General features: G+C 63.4%; 25 protein-coding genes and 1 riboswitch. Of the genes, 7 read left to right on the top strand and 18 right to left on the bottom strand.

The genetic code is table 11. The annotated features are described in order from the left end of the window. Positions 1 to 7 precede the first annotated feature (7 nt). The 9 genes from KF827_RS13920 to KF827_RS13880 form a co-directional block, all read right to left on the bottom strand. Positions 8 to 364, bottom strand: coding sequence for a hypothetical protein (locus KF827_RS13920; protein WP_291006650.1), 357 nt, complete (start codon positions 362 to 364; stop codon positions 8 to 10). A 166-nt stretch (positions 365 to 530) separates the two neighbouring features. Continuing rightward, positions 531 to 809, bottom strand: a complete 279-nt coding sequence (locus KF827_RS13915; RefSeq protein WP_291006646.1) for a SelT/SelW/SelH family protein — start codon at positions 807 to 809, stop codon at positions 531 to 533. A gap of 16 nt (positions 810 to 825) precedes the next feature. Continuing rightward, positions 826 to 1,482 carry a GTP cyclohydrolase I FolE gene (folE, locus tag KF827_RS13910; RefSeq protein WP_291006656.1) on the bottom strand — a complete coding sequence of 219 codons (657 nt, stop codon included), beginning with the start codon at positions 1,480 to 1,482 and terminating at the stop codon, positions 826 to 828. A gap of 78 nt (positions 1,483 to 1,560) precedes the next feature. Continuing rightward, positions 1,561 to 1,953 (bottom strand): Co2+/Mg2+ efflux protein ApaG, encoded by a 393-nt coding sequence (gene apaG, locus KF827_RS13905; RefSeq protein WP_291006643.1) that lies wholly within the window; start codon positions 1,951 to 1,953, stop codon positions 1,561 to 1,563. A gap of 238 nt (positions 1,954 to 2,191) precedes the next feature. Continuing rightward, entirely contained in the window at positions 2,192 to 3,256 is a 1,065-nt protein-coding gene (locus KF827_RS13900; RefSeq protein ID WP_291006639.1) for an OmpA family protein, read from the bottom strand. A gap of 222 nt (positions 3,257 to 3,478) precedes the next feature. Continuing rightward, positions 3,479 to 4,669: an O-succinylhomoserine sulfhydrylase gene (gene metZ / locus KF827_RS13895; protein WP_291006636.1), complete on the bottom strand. Its 1,191-nt coding sequence runs from the start codon at positions 4,667 to 4,669 to the stop codon at positions 3,479 to 3,481. Positions 4,670 to 4,738: 69 nt separating this feature from the next. Beyond that, a riboswitch (SAM riboswitch) is annotated at positions 4,739 to 4,818 on the bottom strand. Between the two features lie 114 nt (positions 4,819 to 4,932). Beyond that, positions 4,933 to 6,804 carry a cobaltochelatase subunit CobT gene (gene cobT / locus KF827_RS13890; RefSeq protein WP_291006634.1) on the bottom strand — a complete coding sequence of 624 codons (1,872 nt, stop codon included), beginning with the start codon at positions 6,802 to 6,804 and terminating at the stop codon, positions 4,933 to 4,935. A 16-nt stretch (positions 6,805 to 6,820) separates the two neighbouring features. Beyond that, positions 6,821 to 7,786, bottom strand: coding sequence for a cobaltochelatase subunit CobS (gene cobS, locus KF827_RS13885; RefSeq protein WP_291006653.1), 966 nt, complete (start codon positions 7,784 to 7,786; stop codon positions 6,821 to 6,823). A gap of 124 nt (positions 7,787 to 7,910) precedes the next feature. After that, the gene (locus tag KF827_RS13880) at positions 7,911 to 8,528 is read right to left on the bottom strand and encodes a DnaJ domain-containing protein (RefSeq protein ID WP_291006632.1); all 618 of its coding nucleotides are present in this window, start codon (positions 8,526 to 8,528) and stop codon (positions 7,911 to 7,913) included. A 109-nt stretch (positions 8,529 to 8,637) separates the two neighbouring features. Here KF827_RS13880 and KF827_RS13875 point away from each other — a divergent pair, with 109 nt between their 5' ends. Together KF827_RS13875 and KF827_RS13870 are read left to right on the top strand one after the other, a co-directional pair. Further along, the gene (locus tag KF827_RS13875; RefSeq protein ID WP_291006630.1) at positions 8,638 to 8,922 is read left to right on the top strand and encodes a BolA family protein; all 285 of its coding nucleotides are present in this window, start codon (positions 8,638 to 8,640) and stop codon (positions 8,920 to 8,922) included. Between the two features lie 215 nt (positions 8,923 to 9,137). Next, positions 9,138 to 9,368, top strand: coding sequence for a ribbon-helix-helix domain-containing protein (locus tag KF827_RS13870; RefSeq protein WP_291006627.1), 231 nt, complete (start codon positions 9,138 to 9,140; stop codon positions 9,366 to 9,368). Between the two features lie 3 nt (positions 9,369 to 9,371). On the opposite strand, the gene KF827_RS13865 is transcribed toward KF827_RS13870, so the two are convergent. From KF827_RS13865 to KF827_RS13850, 4 genes are read right to left on the bottom strand one after another with little or no spacing between them, the layout of a single operon-like run. Next, positions 9,372 to 10,253 carry an AEC family transporter gene (locus KF827_RS13865; RefSeq protein WP_291006624.1) on the bottom strand — a complete coding sequence of 294 codons (882 nt, stop codon included), beginning with the start codon at positions 10,251 to 10,253 and terminating at the stop codon, positions 9,372 to 9,374. Positions 10,254 to 10,260: 7 nt separating this feature from the next. Beyond that, positions 10,261 to 11,556, bottom strand: coding sequence for an HlyC/CorC family transporter (locus KF827_RS13860; RefSeq protein ID WP_291006622.1), 1,296 nt, complete (start codon positions 11,554 to 11,556; stop codon positions 10,261 to 10,263). Then, complete coding sequence (gene aroB / locus KF827_RS13855; protein WP_291006620.1) at positions 11,553 to 12,719, bottom strand: 3-dehydroquinate synthase; 1,167 nt, start codon at positions 12,717 to 12,719, stop codon at positions 11,553 to 11,555. The genes KF827_RS13860 and aroB overlap by 4 nt, the downstream gene beginning before the upstream one ends. Further along, a complete protein-coding gene (locus tag KF827_RS13850) occupies positions 12,712 to 13,338 on the bottom strand; it encodes a shikimate kinase (protein WP_291006618.1) in 627 nt (208 codons plus the stop codon). Before KF827_RS13850 ends, aroB begins: the two co-directional genes overlap by 8 nt. Positions 13,339 to 13,559: 221 nt before the next feature. On the opposite strand from KF827_RS13850, the gene KF827_RS13845 reads away from it, so the two are divergent. The 4 genes from KF827_RS13845 (at position 13,560) to KF827_RS13830 (ending at position 17,521) form a co-directional block, all read left to right on the top strand. Then, positions 13,560 to 13,700, top strand: coding sequence for a hypothetical protein (locus KF827_RS13845; RefSeq protein WP_291006616.1), 141 nt, complete (start codon positions 13,560 to 13,562; stop codon positions 13,698 to 13,700). A gap of 3 nt (positions 13,701 to 13,703) precedes the next feature. After that, on the top strand, positions 13,704 to 15,542 hold the full coding sequence (locus KF827_RS13840) for a hypothetical protein (protein WP_291006614.1): 1,839 nt from the start codon (positions 13,704 to 13,706) through the stop codon (positions 15,540 to 15,542). A gap of 3 nt (positions 15,543 to 15,545) precedes the next feature. Then, positions 15,546 to 16,478 (top strand): site-specific tyrosine recombinase XerD, encoded by a 933-nt coding sequence (locus KF827_RS13835; protein ID WP_291006611.1) that lies wholly within the window; start codon positions 15,546 to 15,548, stop codon positions 16,476 to 16,478. Between the two features lie 65 nt (positions 16,479 to 16,543). Beyond that, positions 16,544 to 17,521, top strand: coding sequence for a CoA ester lyase (locus KF827_RS13830; protein ID WP_291006609.1), 978 nt, complete (start codon positions 16,544 to 16,546; stop codon positions 17,519 to 17,521). Between the two features lie 4 nt (positions 17,522 to 17,525). Here KF827_RS13830 and KF827_RS13825 read toward each other — a convergent pair whose 3' ends face one another. Both KF827_RS13825 and KF827_RS13820 read right to left on the bottom strand, forming a co-directional pair. Beyond that, complete coding sequence (locus tag KF827_RS13825) at positions 17,526 to 18,536, bottom strand: glycosyltransferase family 4 protein (RefSeq protein ID WP_291006607.1); 1,011 nt, start codon at positions 18,534 to 18,536, stop codon at positions 17,526 to 17,528. Next, positions 18,533 to 19,693 (bottom strand): glycosyltransferase family 4 protein, encoded by a 1,161-nt coding sequence (locus KF827_RS13820; RefSeq protein WP_291006605.1) that lies wholly within the window; start codon positions 19,691 to 19,693, stop codon positions 18,533 to 18,535. Before KF827_RS13820 ends, KF827_RS13825 begins: the two co-directional genes overlap by 4 nt. 143 nt (positions 19,694 to 19,836) lie before the next feature. Here KF827_RS13820 and KF827_RS13815 point away from each other — a divergent pair, with 143 nt between their 5' ends. Next, on the top strand, positions 19,837 to 21,138 hold the full coding sequence (locus KF827_RS13815) for a nucleotide sugar dehydrogenase (protein ID WP_291006603.1): 1,302 nt from the start codon (positions 19,837 to 19,839) through the stop codon (positions 21,136 to 21,138). 12 nt (positions 21,139 to 21,150) lie between these two features. Here KF827_RS13815 and KF827_RS13810 read toward each other — a convergent pair whose 3' ends face one another. Genes KF827_RS13810 through KF827_RS13800 form a run of 3 tightly spaced genes read right to left on the bottom strand, consistent with a single transcriptional unit; the run spans position 21,151 to position 22,538 of the window. Next, positions 21,151 to 21,696, bottom strand: a complete 546-nt coding sequence (locus KF827_RS13810) for a helix-turn-helix transcriptional regulator (protein WP_291006601.1) — start codon at positions 21,694 to 21,696, stop codon at positions 21,151 to 21,153. Further along, complete coding sequence (locus tag KF827_RS13805) at positions 21,686 to 21,883, bottom strand: hypothetical protein (protein ID WP_291006598.1); 198 nt, start codon at positions 21,881 to 21,883, stop codon at positions 21,686 to 21,688. Before KF827_RS13805 ends, KF827_RS13810 begins: the two co-directional genes overlap by 11 nt. 4 nt (positions 21,884 to 21,887) lie before the next feature. Further along, the gene (locus KF827_RS13800) at positions 21,888 to 22,538 is read right to left on the bottom strand and encodes a helix-turn-helix transcriptional regulator (protein WP_291006595.1); all 651 of its coding nucleotides are present in this window, start codon (positions 22,536 to 22,538) and stop codon (positions 21,888 to 21,890) included. Positions 22,539 to 22,622 lie beyond the last annotated feature (84 nt).

Here is a 22,622-nt window from a genome sequence, read left to right as displayed (position 1 = left end):
GGCGCGATCAAACCAGCAAATTGGCGATGCCGCCGGTTTGCTTGCCGGTCTCCTTGAGCAACCTGGTACGGATATCCTCGCCGATTTCCTTTTCCAGCGCGGCACGCTTGTCGGGGTCCATGGCGGCCAAATCCTCTTCGGTGAGGCCCTTGCTCTTGAGCAATTGCTCACGCAACCGCTCGGCCACCGACATGCGGGCATAATCCAGGAAGGCTTCTTGGGTTGCCTCAGTGCCGGCTTTCTGCTCGGCCTCGGTGGGTGCTTTTTTGATGTCGTCTTCAGGATCTGGCTTGGTGAAATTGGCAACCGCTTTGGCCAGGCTTGAAATCCCGGCGGCGGCGGCCCCTACGGCGAGCAAAGACATAGCGCTTCTCCACACAGACCGGCCGCGAAATCACGGTCGGACATGGAGACAGCAGCAATCCGCATGCCAGCGGCGGAAATACTGCAAATGCGGCAAAAACACCGCCTGATCGGGGCGGCAATCCAGGCCCTGCGGCAGAATCTACCGGGTCAGGCTTGCCCAGCTATCAGCGGTCGATATGACCGAGATCGCGGGCAGGATCCATGCGATCACGTACCAGTTGCTTCAAGGTCTTCACATCGGGGAAGCCGCCGTCGCGTTTGCGTTCCCAGATCAAATCGCCATCATATTCGATGCGAAACACCCCGCCTGTGCCGGGCTGCAAGGCCACCTCGGCGAGATCCTCGCCGAAGGTGGATAGCAGTTCCTGCGCCATCCATCCGGCCCGCAACAGCCATTGGCATTGCGTGCAATAAACGATGACGATGCGGGGCCGTGCCGACAAACGCAGCCCTCGCCGCTCAGCCTTCAACCTGGCGGGTATTGGCGCCGCCGCCGATCATGGTCATGAATTCCTGCCGGGTGCGCGGATCCTCGCGGAACATGCCGAGCATGCGGCTGGTGACCATGGTGACGCCGGGCTTGTGGATGCCGCGCGTGGTCATGCATTGATGCGCCGCCTCGATCACCACGGCCACGCCGCGCGGCTGCAGCACGGTCTGGATCGTATTGGCCACCTGGGCGGTCAACTTCTCCTGAATCTGCAGGCGCTTGGCATAAATCTCCACCACGCGGGCCAGTTTGGAGATGCCCACCACGCGCTTGCCCGGCAGATAGGCCACATGGGCCTTGCCGATGATCGGCACCATATGATGCTCGCAATGGCTTTCCAGCCGGATATCGCGCAGCACCACCATCTCGTCGTAACCATCGGTTTCTTCGAAGGTACGCTCGAGAATGTGCACGGGATCTTCGTCGTAGCCGGCGAAGAATTCCTCATAGGCACGCGCCACACGCTCAGGCGTGCCCAGCAGGCCTTCGCGCTCCGGATCGTCGCCGGCCCAGCGGATCAGCAGCTTGATCGCGGCCTCGGCCTCTTCGCGGCTGGGACGCTGCACATTCACCACATCGCCAGCCTTGTTGAACTTCTCGACCTTACCGATCGCCGTGGGAGACATGTCATTCACCGTATTTCTCCGCTGCCAGGAAACATGCAACACATACGTGGCCCTGGCCGCTCTGGATCAATCCCATATTCAATTCAGCCGGCGCGCTTCGTGCGGGCTGTCGAGCGAAAAGGCCGGGATCGCCACATCGAAGGTGGACCCGCCCTTATCTACCATCTGATAACTGCCGACCATGAAACCGGACGGCGTGGGTAGCGGCGTGCCGCTGGTATATTCGAAGCTGTCGCCGGGCTCGAGCACGGGATGCTCGCCCACCACGCCAGGCCCGCGCACTTCCTGCACCCGGCCGCGCGCATCGGTGATGCGCCAATAGCGGCTTTCCAGCCGCAGGGTCATCTCGCCGCGGTTTTCGATGCGCACGTTATAGGCCCAGACGAAATAGTTTTCGTCCGGCGAGGATTGCTCCTCCAGATAGATCGGCTGCACCGTGATGGCGATGCCATGCGTGGTCTTGGAATACATGCAGAGAATATTAGGAGCATGACCGGGAATGTCCACCCCGGGCAACTCAGTCGGATGAAGCCCAATTTATAAACCGGCTCGCATCAACGCGGTTGCATTCAGTGCCGCGCATTAACCATATGCCGCAATCAAACGCACCACAGAGTGAAATCGCAAAATTAAAAAAGCTCGTAAAAAGCCAACGGCCGCTCCGGTTGCCCGGAACGGCCGCTTTGCTTAAGCGATGATCTTGCGCGGATTACTTGCGCAGGAAGATCTCGGCGCGACGGTTTTCGTCGTTGCGCTCGCCATCGGCGGTCGGAACGCGCGGACGGCTTTCGCCGAAACCAGCGGTCTGGATCACGTTGCCGGCAATGCCCTTGGCAACCAGGTAGTCAGCCACCGACTTGGAGCGGCGCTCGGACAGACGCTGGTTATAGACATCCTTACCGGAACGGTCGGTATGGCCTTCAACCACGATGCGGGTGGAACCCGTGGCGCGGTAATCGGCGATGGCGCGATCAAGCACCTGCGAGGCCACCGGGCTGATGTCCGACTTGTCGAAGGCGAAGAACACGACATAGGTCTCCGGCAGACGAGCCGGCGGCGGCGGGGGCGGCGGCGGGGGAGCAACGACCGGAGCCGGCGGGGGCGGCGGCGGGGGCGGCGGCGGGGGAGCCACAGCAGCCACAGGCGCCGGCTTGGGCGCCGGGGCGCCGAAGCGGTAGGTCAGACCCACCATTACGGTGTGCTGGGAATTGTCGGCCTTGGCGGTGCTGTTGGCCAGGCTGCCATTCAACTTGGCATCGCCGCCAGTGAGGTAGCGATAGTCGGCGCCGATCAGGAAATTGTCGGTGAGCACGAAGTTGGCACCCACGATGCCCTGCACGGCGGGAACCCAGGCGCTATCATCGAAGTTGGACGTGCCGATGCGGCCGTCGATGGCATAGTTCGCCAAGCCGACACCGAAACCGACATAGGGCACGAAACGACCGAAGCCGTTAAAATCGTACAGCAGGTTGGCCATGGTGGCCCAGGTCTTCTGCTCGCCCGAGGTATTGGCGCCGCTCAGATCGTTCTGGCGGTAGGACAGCTCGCCCTCGATGCGGACATCGCCGAAGCCGTAACCGACCTTGCCGAGACCGGCCCAGCCCATATCGGTTTCGTAGCTGCTGATACCGGGAACGCCGCTCACATCGCCATCGGCAGCCCAATTGGCACCGCCGGCCAAGCCAGCGTACCAGCCATTGGTTTGCGCCGCGACCGGCTGAGTGGCCAGCGCAAGCAACGCCGCGCCAGCGAACAGGGCAACACGCATCTTCATAATCCTCTCCTTCGCACTTTAAAGCGATTCACCGAATCTGGCCGGTCATGCAGCGCCATTACGCATGGCCTCGAAGTCCGGACACAGACTCTAAAAGTCCGCGTCACAATAGCAGAAACCCGCTGCCCTTGGAAAAGGCAAAAAACCTAGTTCCTGCTTATATTTCTGCCCTGTGGCCGGCAGGCAACATTAGCCTTAAGATCGTTTTCAACCCGCAGGTGCTTAGATACCGTTCAGGGCCTGGCGGAAATCGTCGATCACATCCTGTGGATCTTCCAGGCCGACGCTCATGCGCAGCATGGCATCTGAAATACCCAAAGTAGCACGCTCTTCCGCCGGCAGGCGCTGATGCGTGGTGGTGGCCGGGTGTGTGATCAGGCTTTTTGAGTCTCCCAGATTGTTGCTGATATCCACTAATTTCAGACCATTCAACAACTTGAAGGCAGCAGTCTTGCCGCCCTTCACCTCCAACGCAATCATGTTGCCAGGGCCACGCATCTGCCGCTGGATAAGGTCGTATTGCGGGTGCGTTTTCAACCCAGGATACATAAGCTTGGCAATGCCCGGATGGTCTTTCAGCCCCTCTGCTACCTTGGTGGCATTCTCCACATGGCGCGCAACCCGCAAATCCAGGGTTTCAAGCCCCTTGAGCATCAGCCAGGCGTTAAACGGGCTGAGCGCCGGGCCGGTGTGACGGAGATAGGGGGTCAATTCCTGGTCGATGAAGGCTTTGGAGGCCAGAATCACACCGCCCAGGCTACGGCCCTGGCCATCTATATGTTTGGTGGCGGAATAGACCACGATATCGGCGCCCAGTTCGAAGGGCTTCTGCAGCACCGGGGTGGCGAACACGTTATCCACCACCACGCGCGCACCCACCGTGTGCGCCAGTTCGGCCACCGCCGCGATATCGATCACCTCCAGCGTGGGATTGGCCGGGGATTCCAGAAACACCGCGCGGGTACGTTCGTTGATCGCCGCCTTCCAGGCCGACAGATCGGTGCCGTCAACCAACTGCGTCTTGATGCCGAAGCGCGGCAGCAATTCCTCCACGATATAGCGGCAGGATCCGAACACCGCGCGCGCCGACACGACTTCGTCGCCGGCCTTGAGCTGACACATCAGCGCGGCATTCACCGCCGCCATGCCGGATGCCACGCCGCGCGCGGCTTCCGCGCCTTCCAGCAACGCCATCCGTTGTTCGAACATCTCGACAGTGGGATTGCTGAAGCGGCTATACACAAAGCCAGGCTGCTCGTTCTTGAATCGCGCCTCGGCGGCTTCTGCATTGTCATAGCGGAAACCCGAGGTCATGAAGATGGCTTCCGAGGTTTCGCCGAACTGGCTGCGCATGGTGCCGCCGCGCACCAGCTTGGTGGCCAAACGCCAGGTCTTGCTGCGATCTTCGCTCATCACTCACGCTCCCGCCCGGCCGATGCCGGGTCAAAATGCAAAAAGCCCCGCGCCAAAAGGCCCGGGGCTTCGATAAGCCACCCGACCTTTTAGCGGATTGTTTAACGTGGTCCGCAAGCCGGTCGGCTCAAATCACCACGAATGCAACGCTGTTTTGACTCCAATACGGTCGGGCGTCAAGCGGCTAAATCGTTCCGCCTGCTTCAGCCAGCCATCCATTCAGCACGGCGTCTCTTCAGCACGGCGTCTATGCCGCCCGGCTCCTATGCCGCCCGGCGGCGCACCGGTCTGCCGGGTACGCCCTTGGCGCCGGGATCATCCTCGAACAGCTCTGCCAGGCGTTCCATCATCACGCCGCCCAACTGCTCGGCATCCACGATGGTGACGGCGCGCTTGTAATAGCGGGTCACGTCATGGCCGATGCCGATGGCGGTGATTTCCACCGGCGAGCGGCGTTCGATCCAGTCGATGGTTTCGCGCAGATGCTTGTCGAGATAATTGCCGGGATTGACCGACAGCGTGCTGTCGTCCACCGGCGCGCCATCGGAAATCACCATCAGGATGCGGCGCTGTTCTGGCCGGCCGATCAGCCGGTCATGCGCCCACATCAGCGCCTCGCCATCGATATTCTCTTTCAGCAGGCCCTCGCGCAACATCAGGCCGAGATTGCGGCGTGCGCGGCGCCAGGGCGCGTCGGCGCCCTTGTAGACGATATGGCGCAGATCGTTGAGACGGCCGGGCTGTGCGGGCTTGTTGTCGGTCAGCCATTTCTCGCGGCTTTGGCCGCCCTTCCAGGCCCGGGTGGTGAAGCCCAGAATCTCCACCTTCACCGAGCAGCGCTCCAGCGTGCGGGCCAGGATATCGGCGCACATGGCGGCAACGGTGATCGGGCGGCCGCGCATCGAGCCGGAATTATCGATCAGCAGCGACACGACCGTGTCGCGGAAATCGGTTTCCTTCTCTTCCTTGTAGCTGAGCGGCAGCATCGGATTGGCCACGATACGCGCCAGCCGCGCCGCATCGAGAATGCCTTCCTCGAGATCGAAATCCCAGGTGCGGGTCTGTTTGGCCAGCAGGCGGCGCTGCAGCCGGTTGGCCAGGCGGCCCACCACGCTTTGCAGATGATTGAGCTGCTGATCCAGATGATTGCGCAGGCGCGCGAGTTCCTCGGCATCGCAAAGGTCGTCGGCATCCACCACTTCATCGAACTGCTTGGTGAAGGCCTTGTAGGCGGCTTCCTTGCGATCAGCGCCCATTTCATTGGTGGGCGGGCGGCGGCCCTTGCCGGCCTCTTCGCCCGAACCGGCAACTTGTTGCTCCATGCCGGCTTCGGCTTCCATCTCGGCGGCATCGCCGCCGGCGGCATCCGATGCTTCCGCGCTCTGTTCGCCGGACGACGCCTCGCCTTCCTCGCCGCTTTCGCCTTCCGACTGGCTCTGCGGCTGCTGGCCTTGGTTTTCCTGATCCTCGCTCTCGGACTCGTCGTCGAGGTCGCCGTCTTCATCCTCGGCGAGATCGAGATCCTTGATCAGCTTGCGCGCCAGCTTGGCAAAGGCGCGCTGATCGGCCACGGCGTTGCACAGTTTGTCGAGATCGGCGCCGCCCTTCTGCTCGATCACTTCGCGCCACATATCCACCATGGTGCGCGCGGTATCGGGCACGGGCTGGCCGGTGAGGCGCTCGCGTGCGATCAGGCCGACCGCTTCGGCCAGGGGCGCCTCGGAACGATCCTTCACCTTGGCGAAGCCGCGGCTTTTGCAGCGTTCTTCCAAAGCGGCGGTGAGATTTTGCGCCACGCCCGGCATGCGATTGCTGCCGATGGCTTCCACGCGGGCCTGCTCGACGGCATCGAACACCGCGCGCGCCGTGCCGCCATGGGGCAGCAGGCGGCTATGCAGGGATTCGTCGTGATGACGCAGCCGCAGTGCCATGGAATCGGCCAGACCGCGCATTTGCGCTACTTCGGCGGCCGGCAGATCGCGGCCCGGCACCGGCAGGCGCGCACGCTTGCCGCGCAGCCCGGGGCTTTCCGGCCCGAAGCTGACCTGCAATTCGCGCTCGCCCGACATGGCGCGCGTGACATTGGTCAGCGCGCGCTTGAACGGTTCGGTCGGACTTTCCGGCTTGTTGGCCATCGCGGCAACGAGACCCTTATTTGAGGTCGGTCTTGGCGGCGGTCTCGGGCAGCTCCTCGCCGAAGCAGCGCTGGTAATATTCGGCTACGCTGGCGCGTTCCAGTTCGTCGCACTTGTTGAGGAAGGTGACGCGGAAGGCGAAGCCGACGCTGCCGAAGATGCGCGCATTCTCGGCCCAGGTGATCACCGTGCGCGGGCTCATCACCGTGGAGATATCGCCATTGATGAAGCCCGAGCGCGTGAGCTCGGCCACCGCCACCATGCGTTCGATCACCTTGCGGTCGGCATCGGTCTTGTAGGCAGGCGACTTGGCCAGCACGATGGCGGCTTCGTCGGCGGCCGGCAGATAATTCAGCGTGGTGACGATCGACCAGCGGTCCATCTGGCCCTGATTGATCTGCTGGGTACCGTGATAAAGCCCGGTGGTGTCGCCCAGGCCGATGGTGTTGGCGGTGGAAAACAGCCGGAAGGCCTTATGCGGGCGGATCACGCGGTTCTGATCCAGCAGGGTAAGCTTGCCATCCACTTCCAGGATGCGCTGGATCACGAACATCACATCCGGGCGACCGGCATCGTATTCGTCGAACACCAGGGCGACCGGCGATTGCAGCGCCCAAGGCAGAATGCCCTCGCGGAATTCGGTGACCTGCTTGCCCTCGCGCAGCACGATGGCATCCTTGCCCACCAGATCGATGCGGCTGATATGGCTGTCGAGGTTGATGCGCACGCAGGGCCAGTTCAGCCGCGCCGCCACCTGCTCGATATGGGTGGATTTGCCGGTGCCGTGATAGCCCTGCACCATCACGCGGCGGTTATAGGCAAAACCCGCCAGGATGGCCAACGTGGTGTCGCGGTCGAAACGATAGCTGCTGTCCAGATCCGGCACATGCTCGGAGCCGCGCGAAAACGCCGGCACCTTCATGTCGCTATCGATGTTGAACACCTCGCGCACCGAAACCGTGGTGTCGGGTTGGTCGGGCATGCCTGCGGCGGCGAAAGGGGTGGCAGCAGGCTTGGTCTGAACGGCCGTCATTTTTGATCTCTTGCGAATGTCGCTATTTGTCTGGGTCGATTTGTCTGGGTCGGTGAATACCGGAAAGCTGGCCTTAAGTATAACCCCGGCTTTCCAGGTAGGCATAGGCTTGGTTGATGCTTTTCAGCCTTTCCTCTGCGTCGCGGTCGCCGCCATTGGCGTCGGGGTGGTATTTCTTCACCATCTGCTTGTATTGCGCCTTTATCGTGGCCCAGGCCAGCGGCGGACGCAATTCCGCAAGGTCGAAACCCAACTCCAGCAGCGCCTCGCGTTCCTGCGGGTGGAACACCGCCTCGGCGCGGTCGCGCCGCCGCGGCTGGCCCAGCACCACGCCCACATCGGCCAAGATGCCGAGATCGTCGCGCACCCAGACCTGGGTATCCTCGGAAGCCGGCTTGCTGCCGAGCGGCCAGGTGGGGCGATGGCCCAGCGGATCGGCGCGCTGATAGCGCTCGACATCGTCGCGGCTCATGCCCTTGAAGAAATCCCAGCCGGCATTGTATTGCCGCACATGGGCGAGGCAGAACCAGCGCTTGCCATCGCGCGGTTCGCGGCTTTTCGGCGCCGGATACAGGCCTTCGCCCTGGCAGCCGGGAAATTCGCAGGCGCGCGCATGGGCATGCTGTTCCGCGCCCTCGGCCTGGTCGGAAACCCGGGCCGTGGGATCGACGAATCGCATATTGCGGGCCATCCGGGATCTGCTCATGGGGCGCGAGTATGGTCCGCAGCGCCGTGTTCTGGCAAGGTCAAGCAATGCCTGCCCAAAAGGCTTGACCAGAAGGCTTGAGAAACGAGGCTGCATGTCCATCGCCGATACGATCCGCGCCAAGCTGACCCAGGCGTTAGTGCCTGAATTGCTGGAAATCGAGGATCAATCCTCCCACCATGCCGGCCATGCCGGCGCCAAGGGCCTGCCGGCGGGCGAAACCCACTTCGCCGTGGCGGTGGTTTCGGCGAAATTCGGCGGCCTGAACCGGGTGGCCCGGCAACGCCTGGTCTATGGCATCCTGGCCGAGGAATTGCGTCATCCGGTGCATGCCCTGGCGCTCACCACATTGACCCCCGAAGAAGCCGCAAAGCGCTAAAAACCGCGATATCCATCCGGTTCGGATAAGGTGACTGGGAATATTCCCCTGCGCGTATTTTTTAGTTCTCATTAATCAACTAATAGATTGATTGAATACGCGGCATATATTAAATGTTGTGTATGTTAACGTTGCGACAGTCCGTCATCGAACCCACTTCCCCGGGAGATACTCCTCGGCCGAGTGTATCGAAGGCTGTTCCCTCACGCACCAGCATGATCACCCGCAATATCCGGCTCAGCCATGGCCGCACCAGCGTGCGGCTGGCGCCCCTGGAATGGCAGGCCCTGGCCCTGATCTGCCGCCGCGAGGGCCTGGATCGCCATGATTTCGCGGCCCGCGTGCTGGCCGACCCGCATCGCCATGAGCGCACCCTGACCAGCCGCCTGCGCTCCGCCATCCTGGCCTATTACATGGCCGCCTCAGGGATCGAAGAACCGAATTAATCCCTATTCGCCCAGCACCAGATACATCAGCAGCGGCAGGGTGGCGAAGCTGAGCAGGGTGGACACCACCACCAGGCCGGCCACGGCGGGCGCATCGCGGCCATGGCGCGCGGCGAACACGAAGTTGATCACCGCCACCGGCATAGCGCATTGGATCAGCATGGTGCCGCGCGCCACGCCTTCCAGGTCGAACAACCAGACCAGGCCGAGGCCCACCGCCACGCCAAGGCCCAGGCGCAGCACGGTCAGCTTGGCGGCCACGGCAAGGTCCGACACTTTCAGGCTGGCGAGCGACACGCCCAGCATCAGCAGCATCAACGGAATCGCGATGCCGCCGGCGGTATCCAGGCTGCGCATCACCCAGGCCGGCGGCACGAAGGCGAAATACTTGCCCAGCGCGGCCAGCACCACGGCATAGACCACCGGAATCCGCAGCAATTCGCGGCCGCTCAGACGCCCGGCGGCAATCGCCTGGCCGAAGGAAAAATTCGCCACCGAGCAGATGGTGAAGAAAACCAGCCCCATCGCCAGGCCCGGCGCGCCATAGGCGAACATACACAGCGACAAGCCGGCATTGCCATTATTGGGAAAGGTGAGCGCCGGCAGAAAATCCCGCACCGGCAGCTTGAGCATCCGCAACGCCAGCCAGCCGACCGCAGCAAAGCTGAGCAGGGCCAGCGAAGAAAGCAGCGCCAATTGCGCCAGCATGCCGCTATCCACATCCGCCTTCAGCAAGGCAGACAGCACCAGGCAAGGCGTGCCGATCTGCGTCACCAGCAGGCTGACCGCCTCCACCGGAAACGGCTTGCCGCGTTTCGACCAGATGAAACCGATGCCGGCCAACACGAAGATCGGCGCAATCACATTAAAAATATCAAGCAGCATTCGTGTCTCAATCGGCCGGATCGGCCTTGTCGTTGCGCGGCGCCGGCGGCGTCATGCGCAAATGGGTGATGCGGTTGCCCTGGCGGCGCAACACTTCGAAGCGGAAATCGTGGAATACGAAAACCTGGCCGGGTTCGGGTACCACCTGCGCCTCGTGCAGCACCAGACCGGCGATGGTGGTGGCATCGTCGTCGGGCAGGTGCCAGTCGAATTGCCGGTTGAGGTCGCGGATCGTGGTGGCGCCATCCACCAGCAGCGAACCATCGGGTTGTAGCCGCAGGCCGCGTTGGGCTGGATCATGTTCGTCGCGGATATCGCCGACGATCTCCTCCAGGATGTCTTCCAGCGTCACCAGGCCCATGATGGCGCCGTATTCATCCACCACCAGGGCGAAATGCGCCCGGCGATGACGGAAGGCATTGAGCTGTTCGCGCAAAGTGGTGGTATCGGGCACGAACCATGGCGTTTGCAGCAGTTGGCCGAGATCGAGTTTTTCGGGTTTGAATTCGCAGGCAGAAAGCGCACGCAGCAGATCCTTGGCATGCAGCACGCCCACCACGTTTTCCGGCTCGCCGCGCCAGACCGGGATGCGGGTATGGCTGGAGGCCAATACCTGACGCACGAATTCATCGGGCGGCAGATCCGCATCCAGCATTTCCATGCTGCGGCGATGCACCATCACATCGCCAACCGGCACTTCATCGAGATCGAGGATGGAGCCGAGCATATCGCGCTCATGCTTCACCATCGCCCCGCTCTCGGCATGCAATTGCAGGGTGGAGCGGATTTCCTCGCTGGCGGTCATCGAGGTATCGCGCGAGATACGCACACCGAATGCGCGCAACGCCAGCACGCATATCATTTGCACCACGTTGACCAACGGCGCCAGCAGGCGCACGAAGCGATAGATGAACGGCGCGAGCAAAACCGCCACCCGCTCGGGCCGGTTGATGGCATAGGTCTTGGGCATCACCTCGCCGAAAATCAGCACCAGTATCGTCATCGCCACCGTGGCATAGGCAACGCCCACATCGCCGAACAGGCCGATCAGCGCGCTGGTAGCCAGCGACGATGCCAGGATGTTGACCGCGTTATTGCCGAGCAGGATCGAAGAAATCAGCTTGTCGCGCTGGGCGAGCAATTTCTGCACCCGTTTGGCGCTTTTGTTGCCCTGATTGGCCAGGAACCCGATCCGCGCCTCCGAAGAAGCGGTCATGCCGGTTTCGCTCATCGAAAACAGCGCAGACAGCAGCAGCAGCAGGATAATGCCGCCCAGCGACAGCCATAGGCCGAATTCGGTCATCGCGCTTTCCGAAGGGTGTTATGGCCAGGAACTGGGCCTGGGCCGGCAATGGCCGCCAATTCCTCGTTCAGCAGCGCCAGCACGGCATCCTTGCTCACATCGTCGCGGATCACCGCGCGGCCGATGGCTTCGGCCAGGATGAAAACCAGCTGGCCGGCGCGCACCTTCTTGTCTTGCCCCATGTGGGCCAGCAGGGTTTCGGCATCGAAACCGGCCGCACCATCCACATCGCCGATACCGGCCGGCATGGCGCAGCGGCGCAAATGCGCGATAACACGGGCGGGCAAGGCGGCATCGCACAGGCCCAATTTGGCCGAAAGCTTGAAAGCCAGGGCCATGCCGATGGCAACGCCCTCGCCATGCAGCAGGCGGGCGGAATAGCCGGTTTCGGCTTCCAGCGCATGGCCGAATGTATGGCCCAGATTGAGCAGGGCGCGTTCGCCCTCTTCGCGTTCGTCGGCCATCACGATGCGGGCTTTATGGGCACAGCAGCGCGCCACGGCCTCGATACGCAAAGCCGTATCGCCGGCCAGCAGAGCTTCGCCATGCTGCTCAAGCCAGGCGAAGAAATCGGCATCGCCCAACAAGCCGTATTTCACCACCTCGGCATAGCCTGCACGCAATTCGCGCGGCGGCAGGCTGTCCAATGCATCCACATCGGCCAGCACCAGGCGCGGCTGATGAAACGCACCCAGCAGGTTCTTGCCGTATTTCACGTTGATCGCGGTCTTGCCGCCCACCGAGGAATCCACCTGGGCCAGCAGCGTGGTGGGTATCTGGATGAAATCCGTGCCGCGCCGCAGGATCGAACAGGCAAAGCCCACCAGGTCGCCGATCACGCCGCCGCCCAGCGCGATCACCTTGTCGCGGCGTTCCACCTTGCGGGCCAGCAGCGCATCGCAAAGCCGCTCCAGCCCGGCGAAGCTTTTCTGCCCCTCGCCCGGCGGCAGAATGATCGCATCATGGCCGATGCCGGCAGTATCCAGCGCAGCCTGCAGCGGCGCCAGACGGCGCGGCGCGACATTCTCGTCGGTGACGATCACCACCTGCGGCCGCGCCAGCAACGGCGCGATCAGCGCCCCGGCGCGTGCGGTGAGGCCGCTGCCGACATAGATATCATAGCCGCGCTGGCCGAGATTGACGGATACGATACGGTCAGTCATCGGCATGGTCCCGGGCGGCGCGTAAAGTGAGATAGGCCGGCGGCAGGGCGGCGATGATGCGCTCCACCACATCCTCATGCGGGCCATCGCCGGTTATCACCGTCAGATCGGCTTCGGCATAGATCGGATAGCGCTGGGCCATCAATGTTTCCAGAATGCTGCGCGGATCGCCGGCATGCAGCAGCGGCCGGTTGCTGCGCCGGGCGGTGCGCCGCACCAGCACATCCAGTTCGGCCTTCAGCCAGATCGAAAAACCGCATGCGCGGATGCGGGCACGGGTGTCATCATTCATGAAGGCGCCGCCGCCGGTGGCCAACACGATGGGCGACTGATCCAGCAGCCGGGCAATCACCCGGCGCTCGCCATCGCGGAAGGCAGCCTCGCCATGTTCGGCAAAAATATCCGGGATACTGGCGCCGGCGGCGCGTTCGATTTCCGCATCGGCATCGAAAAACGGCAGACCCAGCCGGCTGGCCAGGCGCTTGCCTACCGAGCTTTTGCCCGCCCCCATCAGCCCCACCAGCACCAAACTCTTCAGGGGAGCATGGCTTTTCTGCGGAGCATCGGACTCCACGTCCTGGGCCTGCAAGGCCTCAATCGTTTCTGCCGGGGCGTTCACTAGCTTCCTCTATGGCGGCGCTGCATCTGGATACGGCCACGAAGCCGCCCGCCGATTGCCTCACGATTGCCTCATGGGGGGTGTAGGGCTAGAATACTGAAATCGTGCCGTAAATCCAACGCGGGGCGCCCTTCGGCGTGGCGGGCGCCCGAATTTAAGCCAACACAGCCACAGCTTTTTCACCGCATGTCCGCAAGCCGCTTCCGGAGTTGCCGTATCCCATGACCCGCCTTCTGACTATTTTTATCGGTTTACTGCTGCTTTTGGTGGTGGCCGGTGGTGTATTCCTGGTGACCTGGAATATCCCGGCGCCCTCCGCAAAGGTGGAAAAGACGATTCCAAACGACCGGCTGGGGAAATAGTTCATGGCGCGCTGGGGATATAAACGGCTGACTTTTGTATTGGCCCTGGGGTTGCCCCTGATCGCCGATGCTGGCTTGGCGCAGCCGATCCGCCTTACCCCCGGCGCCAGCGAACCATCCCAGCAGCCGGGCAATATCCCCCCGCAAGCCAACACCCTGCCAACGAATACCCAGCCAGCGAATACCCAAGCGGGCAATGCCGGCTCGGCAGCCCCCGCAGCCGAACCGCAGAATCCCGAGCGGCAAGATGCTGCGGGCAAGCAAGACGGCGCCGTGCAGATCGAAACGCTGAAAGCGCCCGATCCTTCCAGCGCCGGCTTGCTGACCGCCGATAATGGCGGCCTGGGTGCCCGCATGTGGGCGAATACCAGCCGTGCCCAGGCCGAACGCGCCCTGCGCATCATGCCTGCCCCGGTGCTTTCGCCCGGTCTGCGCGATCTGCAGCGCCGCCTGCTGCTCAGCATCGCCGAAATTCCCGAGGGCCCCGCCAATGGCTCGATCAGCCTGCTGGCGCTGCGGGTGGAGCAATTGCTGCGCCTGGGCCTGATTGCCGATGCCGCCCAACTGGGTACGCCCAAACCCGCCGCACTGAAAGACGCGGTTTTCGATCGTTTGCCGCTGGAACAGATGCTGCTGCGCAACGACCTGAACGCCGCCTGCGAACTGGGCGCCAAAGGCCTGCGCGAAGATCCCGGTTCCAGCGCCTGGCTGCGTCTGGCCGTTGTGTGCCGTTACCGCGCCAACGACATTGCCGGCGGCGATCTGGCACTGAGTCTTCTGCGCGAACAGGATTCCGGCAATACCGGCTTCCAGGCCCTGGCCGCAGCCCTGCGCGGCGATACCCATGCCAAGATCGAAAGCCTGGGCGACGATCCGGCTTTGGGGCTGGCCATGCTGCGCGCCGCCAAGCGGCCGCTCACCGCCGCCTTGCTGAAAGATGCCTCGCCGGCCGTGCTGGCCGCTGCCGCCGAGAATAGCGAATCCGATCTGGAAACCCGCCTTGCCGCGTTGGAAGCCGCCGCGCGGTATGGCGCCGTGTCGCCGGCCCGCCTGGCACAGGGCTATATGCGCGCTGAAATCCCCGAGGCGGAACGGGCCGAGCTGGCCAAAGGCAAATCCGCCCGCACCGCCGCCCTGCTGTTTCAGCAGGCCCGCGCCCTCACCCTTGGCTCGGCCCGTACCGAGGCTTTGCAGAAGGTGCATGATCTGGCGCGCGAGCGCGGTCTGTTCATCGTCACCGCCCAGGCGCTGCGCGACAGCCTGCGCGACCTGCCGCCGGGCGCGGAGGTAAGCGAAGGCGCCATCGCGGTGATCCGCCTGGCCCTGGCCGCTGGCGAAACCGGCACCGCGCGGCTGTGGCGCAACACCTTGTTGAGCCAGGGCGGCGCCGATGGCGCCAAACTGGCCCTGCGGGTCTGGCCGCTGATGCTGCTGGCCGATCCGCCGGCTGGCGAATGGCCCGCCGATGCCTGGCGAGCCTGGAGCGGCAGCCTGGCCGATCTGCCGGCAGCCGAACGCGGGCGCCGCCATGCCCTGGCCCTGGTGCTGGCCGAAGCCAGCGGCGTGGCCGTGCCGCCGGCAGCCTGGCAGGAATTGCTCAACCCCGGCATGGCCGGCGATCAATCGGGCAATGCCATCTACTGGCGCAATCTGTTGCGGGCCCTGGAAGCCAATGCCAAAGCCGAGAGCGTGGCGCTGGGCCTTGCCCTGCTGGGCAGCGATGGTCTGGCCAAGGGCGATGCCGCCGATATCGCCACCATGCTAGGCGCGCTGCGTCGTCTGCAGATGCAGGCCGAAGTGCGCAACCTGGCGCTGGAGGCGGCGCTGTCGCGTCCGCTCTGAACCATGCCTGAGGCTACCGGCATCCTGGGCCGGCATGGCGAAAGCTTCCTGGAAATGCTGGGCGCCGAACGCGGCCTGGCGCGCAATTCGCTGGATGCCTACCGCACCGATCTGCTGGACCTGTTGGGCTTTCTGCGCGCGCGGGGCGAAACCCCGGAAAGCTGCGGCATCGAAACCCTGCGCGCCTGGCAACGCAGCCTGGACGATGCCGGGCTGAAACCCGCCACTGCGGCGCGACGGCTCTCGGCATTGCGGCAATTCTTCCGCTTCCTGGCCAGCGAAGGCATTCGCCAGGACGATCCCGGCGCCTTGCTGGATGCGCCCAAACGCGGCCGGCCGCTGCCGAAAAACCTGAGCGAGGGCGAAGTGGAAGCCCTGCTGGCCGCCGCCCATCTGAGCCGCGAAGACCCGTCCGAAACCGCCCGCCTGGTGGCGTTGATCGAAACGCTTTACGCCACCGGCATGCGTGTCAGTGAGTTGGTCGGCCTGCGCCATCCGCCCTTCGGCGACGATCCGCGCTTCCTGCTGATCCGCGGCAAGGGCAACAAGGAACGCCTGGTGCCGCTGGGCGATGTGGCCCGCGCCGCGCTGATGGACTACATGCAGAATTGGCGGCGGAATTTTCTGGCGCCCAAACAGGTTTCGCCCTGGCTGTTTCCCTCGCGCGGCGAAAGCGGGCATCTGACGCGGCAACGTTTCGGGCAATTGCTGAAGCAGCTAGCCATCGAAGCCGGGCTGGACCCGGCCCGGGTTTCGCCCCATGTGCTGCGCCATGCCTTTGCCAGCCATCTGCTGGCCCATGGCGCCGATCTGCGCGCGGTGCAGCAAATGCTGGGCCATGCCGATATCGGCACCACGCAGATCTACACCCATGTGCTGGAAGCCCGCAAACAGGCCCTGGTGCGCCAGCATCATCCGTTGGCCCGAAAAACATAGGCCTTGCCATTAACCCGGCGCTTCGTTAGCAGTTGCAGCATAAGCAAAACCATTAAGGTGCCGCCATGAGCTTCAAGACCGTGATCCCGACCACGCCCCGTCTGAACCGCTGCGAACTGGCGGTGCCGGGCTCCAGCGTGAAGCTGTTCGAGAAAGCGGCAAAATCGGCGGCCGACGTGATCTTCCTGGACCTGGAAGATGCCGTAGCGCCCGACGACAAGCCGCAGGCCCGCAAGAATATCGTGCAGGCCCTGCATGACGTGGATTGGGGCAACAAAACGCTCAGTGTGCGCATCAATGGCCTCGACACCCATTACATGTACCGCGACGTGGTGGATGTGGTGGAGCAAGCCGGCGACAAACTGCATCTGATCATGATCCCGAAGGTGGGCACGGCGGCGGATATCTATGCCGTGGACATGCTGCTGACCCAGATCGAAACGGCCAAGGGCTTCAAGCGCCGCATCGGCATCGAGGTGATCATCGAGACCGCGCTGGGCATGCAGAATATCAACGAGATAGCCGCCGCCTCGCCGCGCCTGGAAAGTCTGCATTTCGGCGTGGCGGATTACGCCGCCTCCACCCGTGCCCGCACCACCTCGATCGGCGGGCCGAACGCGCTTTACGGCGTGCTGACCGACAAGGACGGCGACAAGCCGCGCGATTATTTCTGGGGCGATATGTGGCATTACGCCATCAGCCGCATGGTGGTGGCTGCCCGCGCCAACGGCCTGCGGCCGATCGATGGCCCGTTCGGCGATTTCTCGGATAACGAAGGCTACAGAGCGCAGGCCAATCGCGCCGCCATCCTGGGCTGCGAAGGCAAATGGGCCATCCATCCCAGCCAGATTCCGCTGGCCAATGATGTTTACACCCCGCCGGAAGCCGAAGTAGCCAAGGCCCGCCGCATCCTGGAAGCGATGGCCAAGGCCCAGGCCGAAGGCATGGGCGCGGTGGCGCTGGATGGCAAGCTGATCGACATCGCCTCGATCCGCCAGGCCGAAGCCCTGGTGCAGCAAGCCGAACTGATCGCGCGCGGATAGATTGCTATTCGCTGAAATGCCGGCAGAGCAGCAAGGTCAGCAGCAGGCCTAAGGCCAGGGCGGCGAATTCCGCCCAGGGCCGGGGGCCAAGCTGGGCCAGCAGCGCCAGCAGAATCAGCAGCGCGTTGAGCGCGGCGATTTTCGCGGCCACCGGTGCATGGCCGCCCAGCTTGCGGCTACCCTGCTGATAGAAATGCTGGCGATGCGCGTGCCACACCTTCTCGCGCCGCAGCAGCCGCTTCAGCAACGTGATGGTGGCATCGCACCAATAATACAGCGGCAGGATCAGGGCTGCCGCCCAAAGCCCGCTCAAGGCCGCCTGCAGCAGCAGACCGCCCAGCAGAAAACCCACCGGCACCGAGCCCACATCGCCCATGAAAACCTTGGCCGGGCTCCAGTTGCTGCGCAGGAACGCCAAGCCGGCGGCGGCTATGATCAGCGCCAGCCCGGCCGGTGCGATGCCATAGCCCGCAAGCGCATAACAGGCGGCTAGGCCAAGACCGATGCCGGCCATCTCCACGCCGGAGATACCATCGATGCCATCCATGAAATTGAACAGATTGGTGAACCACAGCCAGGCCAGGAAACACAGCAGGCGTTCCAGCCAAAGCGGCAGCCAGGCCTGCAAGGGCGCGGGCAGCACGCGCGCCTCGGCCGGCAACAGCCCCAGCACCAGGATCACCGCCAGGGCCTGCCCGCCCAGCCGCAGAGAAACCGGCAGGCCGCGCAGGCGATCATCGAACCAGGAGAGCAACGCGAGTGCGGCGGCAGCCGCGAGCATCAACCCAGGCAGGTCGGCCTGTTGCACAGTGATCCAGGGCAGGCCTGTAACCAGGATAGCGGCAATCACCGCGATGCCGCCGCCGCGCGGGGTGGGAATGACATGGCTGGAGCGTTCGTTGGGCAGATCCAGCATGGCGCGTTGGCGCAGCCATTCGATCAGCACCGGCAGCACCAGCCAAGTGATCAATCCGGCACCGAAAGCAAAGCCCGCCGCCTGCAGCCACGCCATCATAGTTCAACACCGATCGGCTTCAGCACGTCGCCATACACTTTCAGGCTTTCCGCCACGAAAAACTCCACCGAAAATTCCGCCACCGCCATGGCACGGCCATTGGCCGCCATGCGGGCGCGTTCGGCCTTGTCCTGCAACAACCGGCCCATAGCCGCCGCAGTGGCCGCGGTATCGCGCACGCGCACCAGCAGCCCGGTCTGTTCATGGCGCACCACTTCGCGGCAACCCGGCACATCGGCGGTTACGATGGCGCGCTGGATGGCGGCTGCCTCGATCAATCCACGCGGCAGCCCTTCGCGGTAGCTCGGCATCACTATGAGGTTGGCCTTGGCCAGGCTGGCGGCCATATCGGTGCTATAGCCCCAATATTCCACCAGGCCGCTTTTGATCCAGTTCTGCAGGGCGGGCTCGCCGATATCGGTGGGATTGTCGGGATCGCGGCGGCCGACCAGCACGAAGCGCGCCTGCACGCCCTGCCGGCGCAGAATCTCCGCAGCACCGACAAATTCATTCACGCCCTTATCACCCAGCAGCCGGGCAGGAAACATCGCCACCGGCGGATCTTCGGTGGGTTCCGGGCTGGCGGGAAATGCCTGCATGTCTACGCCGCAGCCCTTGATCATGCGCCAGTGATCGGGCCGCACCATGCCGAGGCGTTGGAACAGGCCAAGGTCGTCGGGGTTCTGGAAAATCGCCAGGCTGTTGCGATGGCGCAAACTGAAACGGTAAAGCTGCTGCACCATCATGCGCAGCAAACCGGTTTTCCAATCCGCGCGGCCTTCGCCGTTGGTGAACAGAAAGCCCAGACCGGTGATCGCATGCACGGCGGCCGGCACGCGCGCCAGCCGGCTGGCCAACCCGCCCCACAGAACGGGCTTCAGCGACACATGATGCACCAACACCGGATCGATGCGGCGGATCAATCGGTACAGTGCCGCCAGCAGCTTCAGTTCAGCCAGCGGATTCATGCCGCCGCGTGCCAGCGGGATCGGATGCATCTTGATGCCCAAAGCCGCCAGCCGGGCTTCTACCGCCGGATCGGCGGGTGCGGCCACATGCACATCCCAGCCACGCGCCCGCATCGCCAAGCCGATCGGCAGGCGATGGCTGGTGAAGAACAGCGCTTCATGCACGATGATGAGCAACCGGCGGGCCATAACCGGCTCTAACCCCTTGCTTAATCTAGGTCAAGCAGGGAAGCGCAACCGGCGGGCCAGGGCGCCGCTGCAAGGGCGGATCATTGACAGGGCGGCCCGGGCGGGCTACCCCCAAGCGGCTCTTTCGCACAGGATTTCCGCGCGTGACCGGCTCTGAAACCGCCCAGCACCCCCTTCCCCGCAGCATTGTGGTTGTAGGCCTTGGCTATGTGGGCCTGCCGCTGGCCGTGGCCCTTGCCAAGCGTTTTCCGGTGCTGGGCTTCGATATCGATACCGGCCGCATCGCGGAATTGCGCCAGGGCCAGGACCGTACCCGCGAAATCGCGGCCGATGCCCTGCTGGCTTCCAGCCTGAAACTCTCCGCCGACCCAGCCGATATCGTGGGCCAGGATCTCTATATCGTTACCGTGCCAACCCCGGTGGATGCCGACAACAAGCCCGATCTGAGCCCGGTGCGCTCGGCCTCGCGCAGCGTAGGCAAGGCATTGCGAAAAACCGCGCAGGGCTGCGTGGTGGTGTATGAAAGCACCGTGTATCCCGGCGTGACCGAAGATATCTGCGGTCCGATCCTGGCCGAGCTTTCCGGCCTTGCCTGCGGCCAGGATTTTTTCCTCGGATATTCTCCCGAACGCATCAATCCCGGCGACAAGGTGCATACGGTAGATAAGATCGCCAAGATCGTAGCCGGCCAGACGCCGCCGGTGGCCGCCATGCTGGCCGAAGTGTATGGCAGCGTCACCAGCGGCGGCATTCACCTGGCGCCGGATATCAAGACCGCCGAAGCCGCCAAGGTGATCGAAAACGCCCAGCGCGACATCAACATCGCCTTCATGAATGAGATCGCCATGATCTTCGGGCGGCTCGGCATCTCCACCCAGGATGTGCTGGCCGCCGCCGGCACGAAATGGAATTTCCTGCCCTTCCAGCCCGGCTTGGTGGGCGGCCATTGCATCGGCGTGGATCCCTATTACCTGGCGCATCGCGCGCTGGAACTGGGCCATGATCCGCGCATCATCCTGTCTGGCCGCGCCATCAACGACGGCATGAGCCGCTTCGTGGCCGAGCGCATGCATGAGCGCATGGACGGGCCCGGACGCGTATTGGTGCTGGGCCTCACCTTCAAGGAAGACGTGCCCGACCTGCGCAATTCCAAAGTGGCCGATGTGGTGCGCGCATTGGAAGAACTTGGCCATCGTGTAGCGGTGCATGACCCGCTGGCCGATCCGGAAGAAGCCCAGCACGAATACGGCATCATGCTGGCGCCGAAACTGCAGGAATTACGCGGCTTCGACGCGGTGTTGGGCGCCGTGCCGCATGCCGCCTATCGCAAGCTGGATGCGCAGGCCTTGGCGTCGCTTACGCGACCCGGCGGCCTGGTGGCCGATATCAAGGGCATGTGGCGCAATATCAAACTGGCCGACGATATTAAGCGCTGGGTGCTCTGAAGTGCTGGGCGTTTATTCGGCGGATTGCGCCTGCGGCTGTTCCGGCGAGAGCGGATTTTCTGCCCTGGCAGGAATCGTAGACGCGGACCCCATGGATGGCTGCGCGCCATTCTGGATATTCACCTGCCGCAGCAGATCAACGAAAGCGCGACGGACCATCGGATCGCGGATCAACCCGAACTGACGCAGCAATTCCGTGGTTTCACGTGCCGTGGCGCCGCTTTCGATCAAACCACGATCAGCGTAAGCCGCAGTTGCTTTGCTGTCGGCGCCATTATCCTGTTCCGCAGCCGGATGGCGCGGCATGGCAAAGCCATCTTCCGCCTCGAAGAAAAACGATACCGAGACATTCAAGATTTCAGCGAATTGCTGCAACCGGCTGGCGCCGATGCGGTTCATGCCTTTTTCGTATTTCTGAACCTGCTGAAAGGTGACGCCGACGCGACTGGCCAGATCGGTCTGGCTCATGCCCGCCAATTGCCTTGCGGAACGCAGACGCGCGCCAACGGCGGCATCCATTTGCAACTCGCGCGGGCCGCGGCTGGGTTTACGTTTCACGCTGCTCTCCTGCCTTTTCATCGGCCAGTCTGCCGGTCGCCGCGCCGCCGCTTACCACAAAGGGAGCGAAGCGCAGTATCCAGGCCGGAATATCTTCCCGATCCGCTGCGATATAGGTTACCGGCGCAAGCGCTGCAGGCCCGGTTTCGGGTATCTGCGAGGTCGGCACAGGTGTCTTCTTCGGCATTGCGTCAGCTCCGGCAGGCCAGGCGATATTGCGGCTGGGTGCGGATATCGAAAGAACAGGCAACGATGAAGCTGCTATCGATCGGCACCACCAGGCGGCGGTATTCCACATCCCGGCCCACGATATGCTCCACCATGGCAAGCTGGGTCATCCGCGCCTTGTTGTTGCGCTGATGGATGATCTCGCCATAGTCGGAATCGGCGAATTCGCGCACATCGCGGCCCAGCACACGGGAATCGATCTGCGGCCGCGAGGCCATGGCATCGCCGAGTTGCAGCAGGCGCCAGCAATCGTCGGTATGGCTGAAGATGTGGCAATGCTGCAGCAGGCCGTTTTCAGCCAGCAGGCGATGATGTTCGGCGGGCTGGGCACGCAGCCCCGGCGCCAGCTCGGCCAGCCGGCCGGCCATGCCGCCCAGTTGCCGGAATGCCGCCTCGTCCAAGGTCTGGGCTTCGAAATGCCAATCGCGGCCATTGGGCGCGGTGCGCATATCGTCGATCAGGCCGGGCAGGCCATGGCGGGCAAACAGGCGATCCATCGCGTCCACCGCCTCGAAACTCGGCTTGGCCGCGCCGCGCCGCCATGCACGGATAGAGCTTGGATCGCGCCCTATATACTCGGCTATTTCCTCAATCGTCAGGCCAGATTCCGTCATACGGGAATCCATGGCCAGACGCAGATATTGGGAGATGGGAGTATTCTCTTGCATAATAAGATTAAACACCCGCCATCTCCCGAT

Origin of the sequence: Ferrovibrio sp. (assembly GCF_019636075.1) — a bacterium.
In the GTDB taxonomy this organism is placed as follows: Bacteria; Pseudomonadota; Alphaproteobacteria; order Ferrovibrionales; family Ferrovibrionaceae; genus Ferrovibrio.
This window is presented reverse-complemented; position numbering and strand designations above follow the sequence as displayed.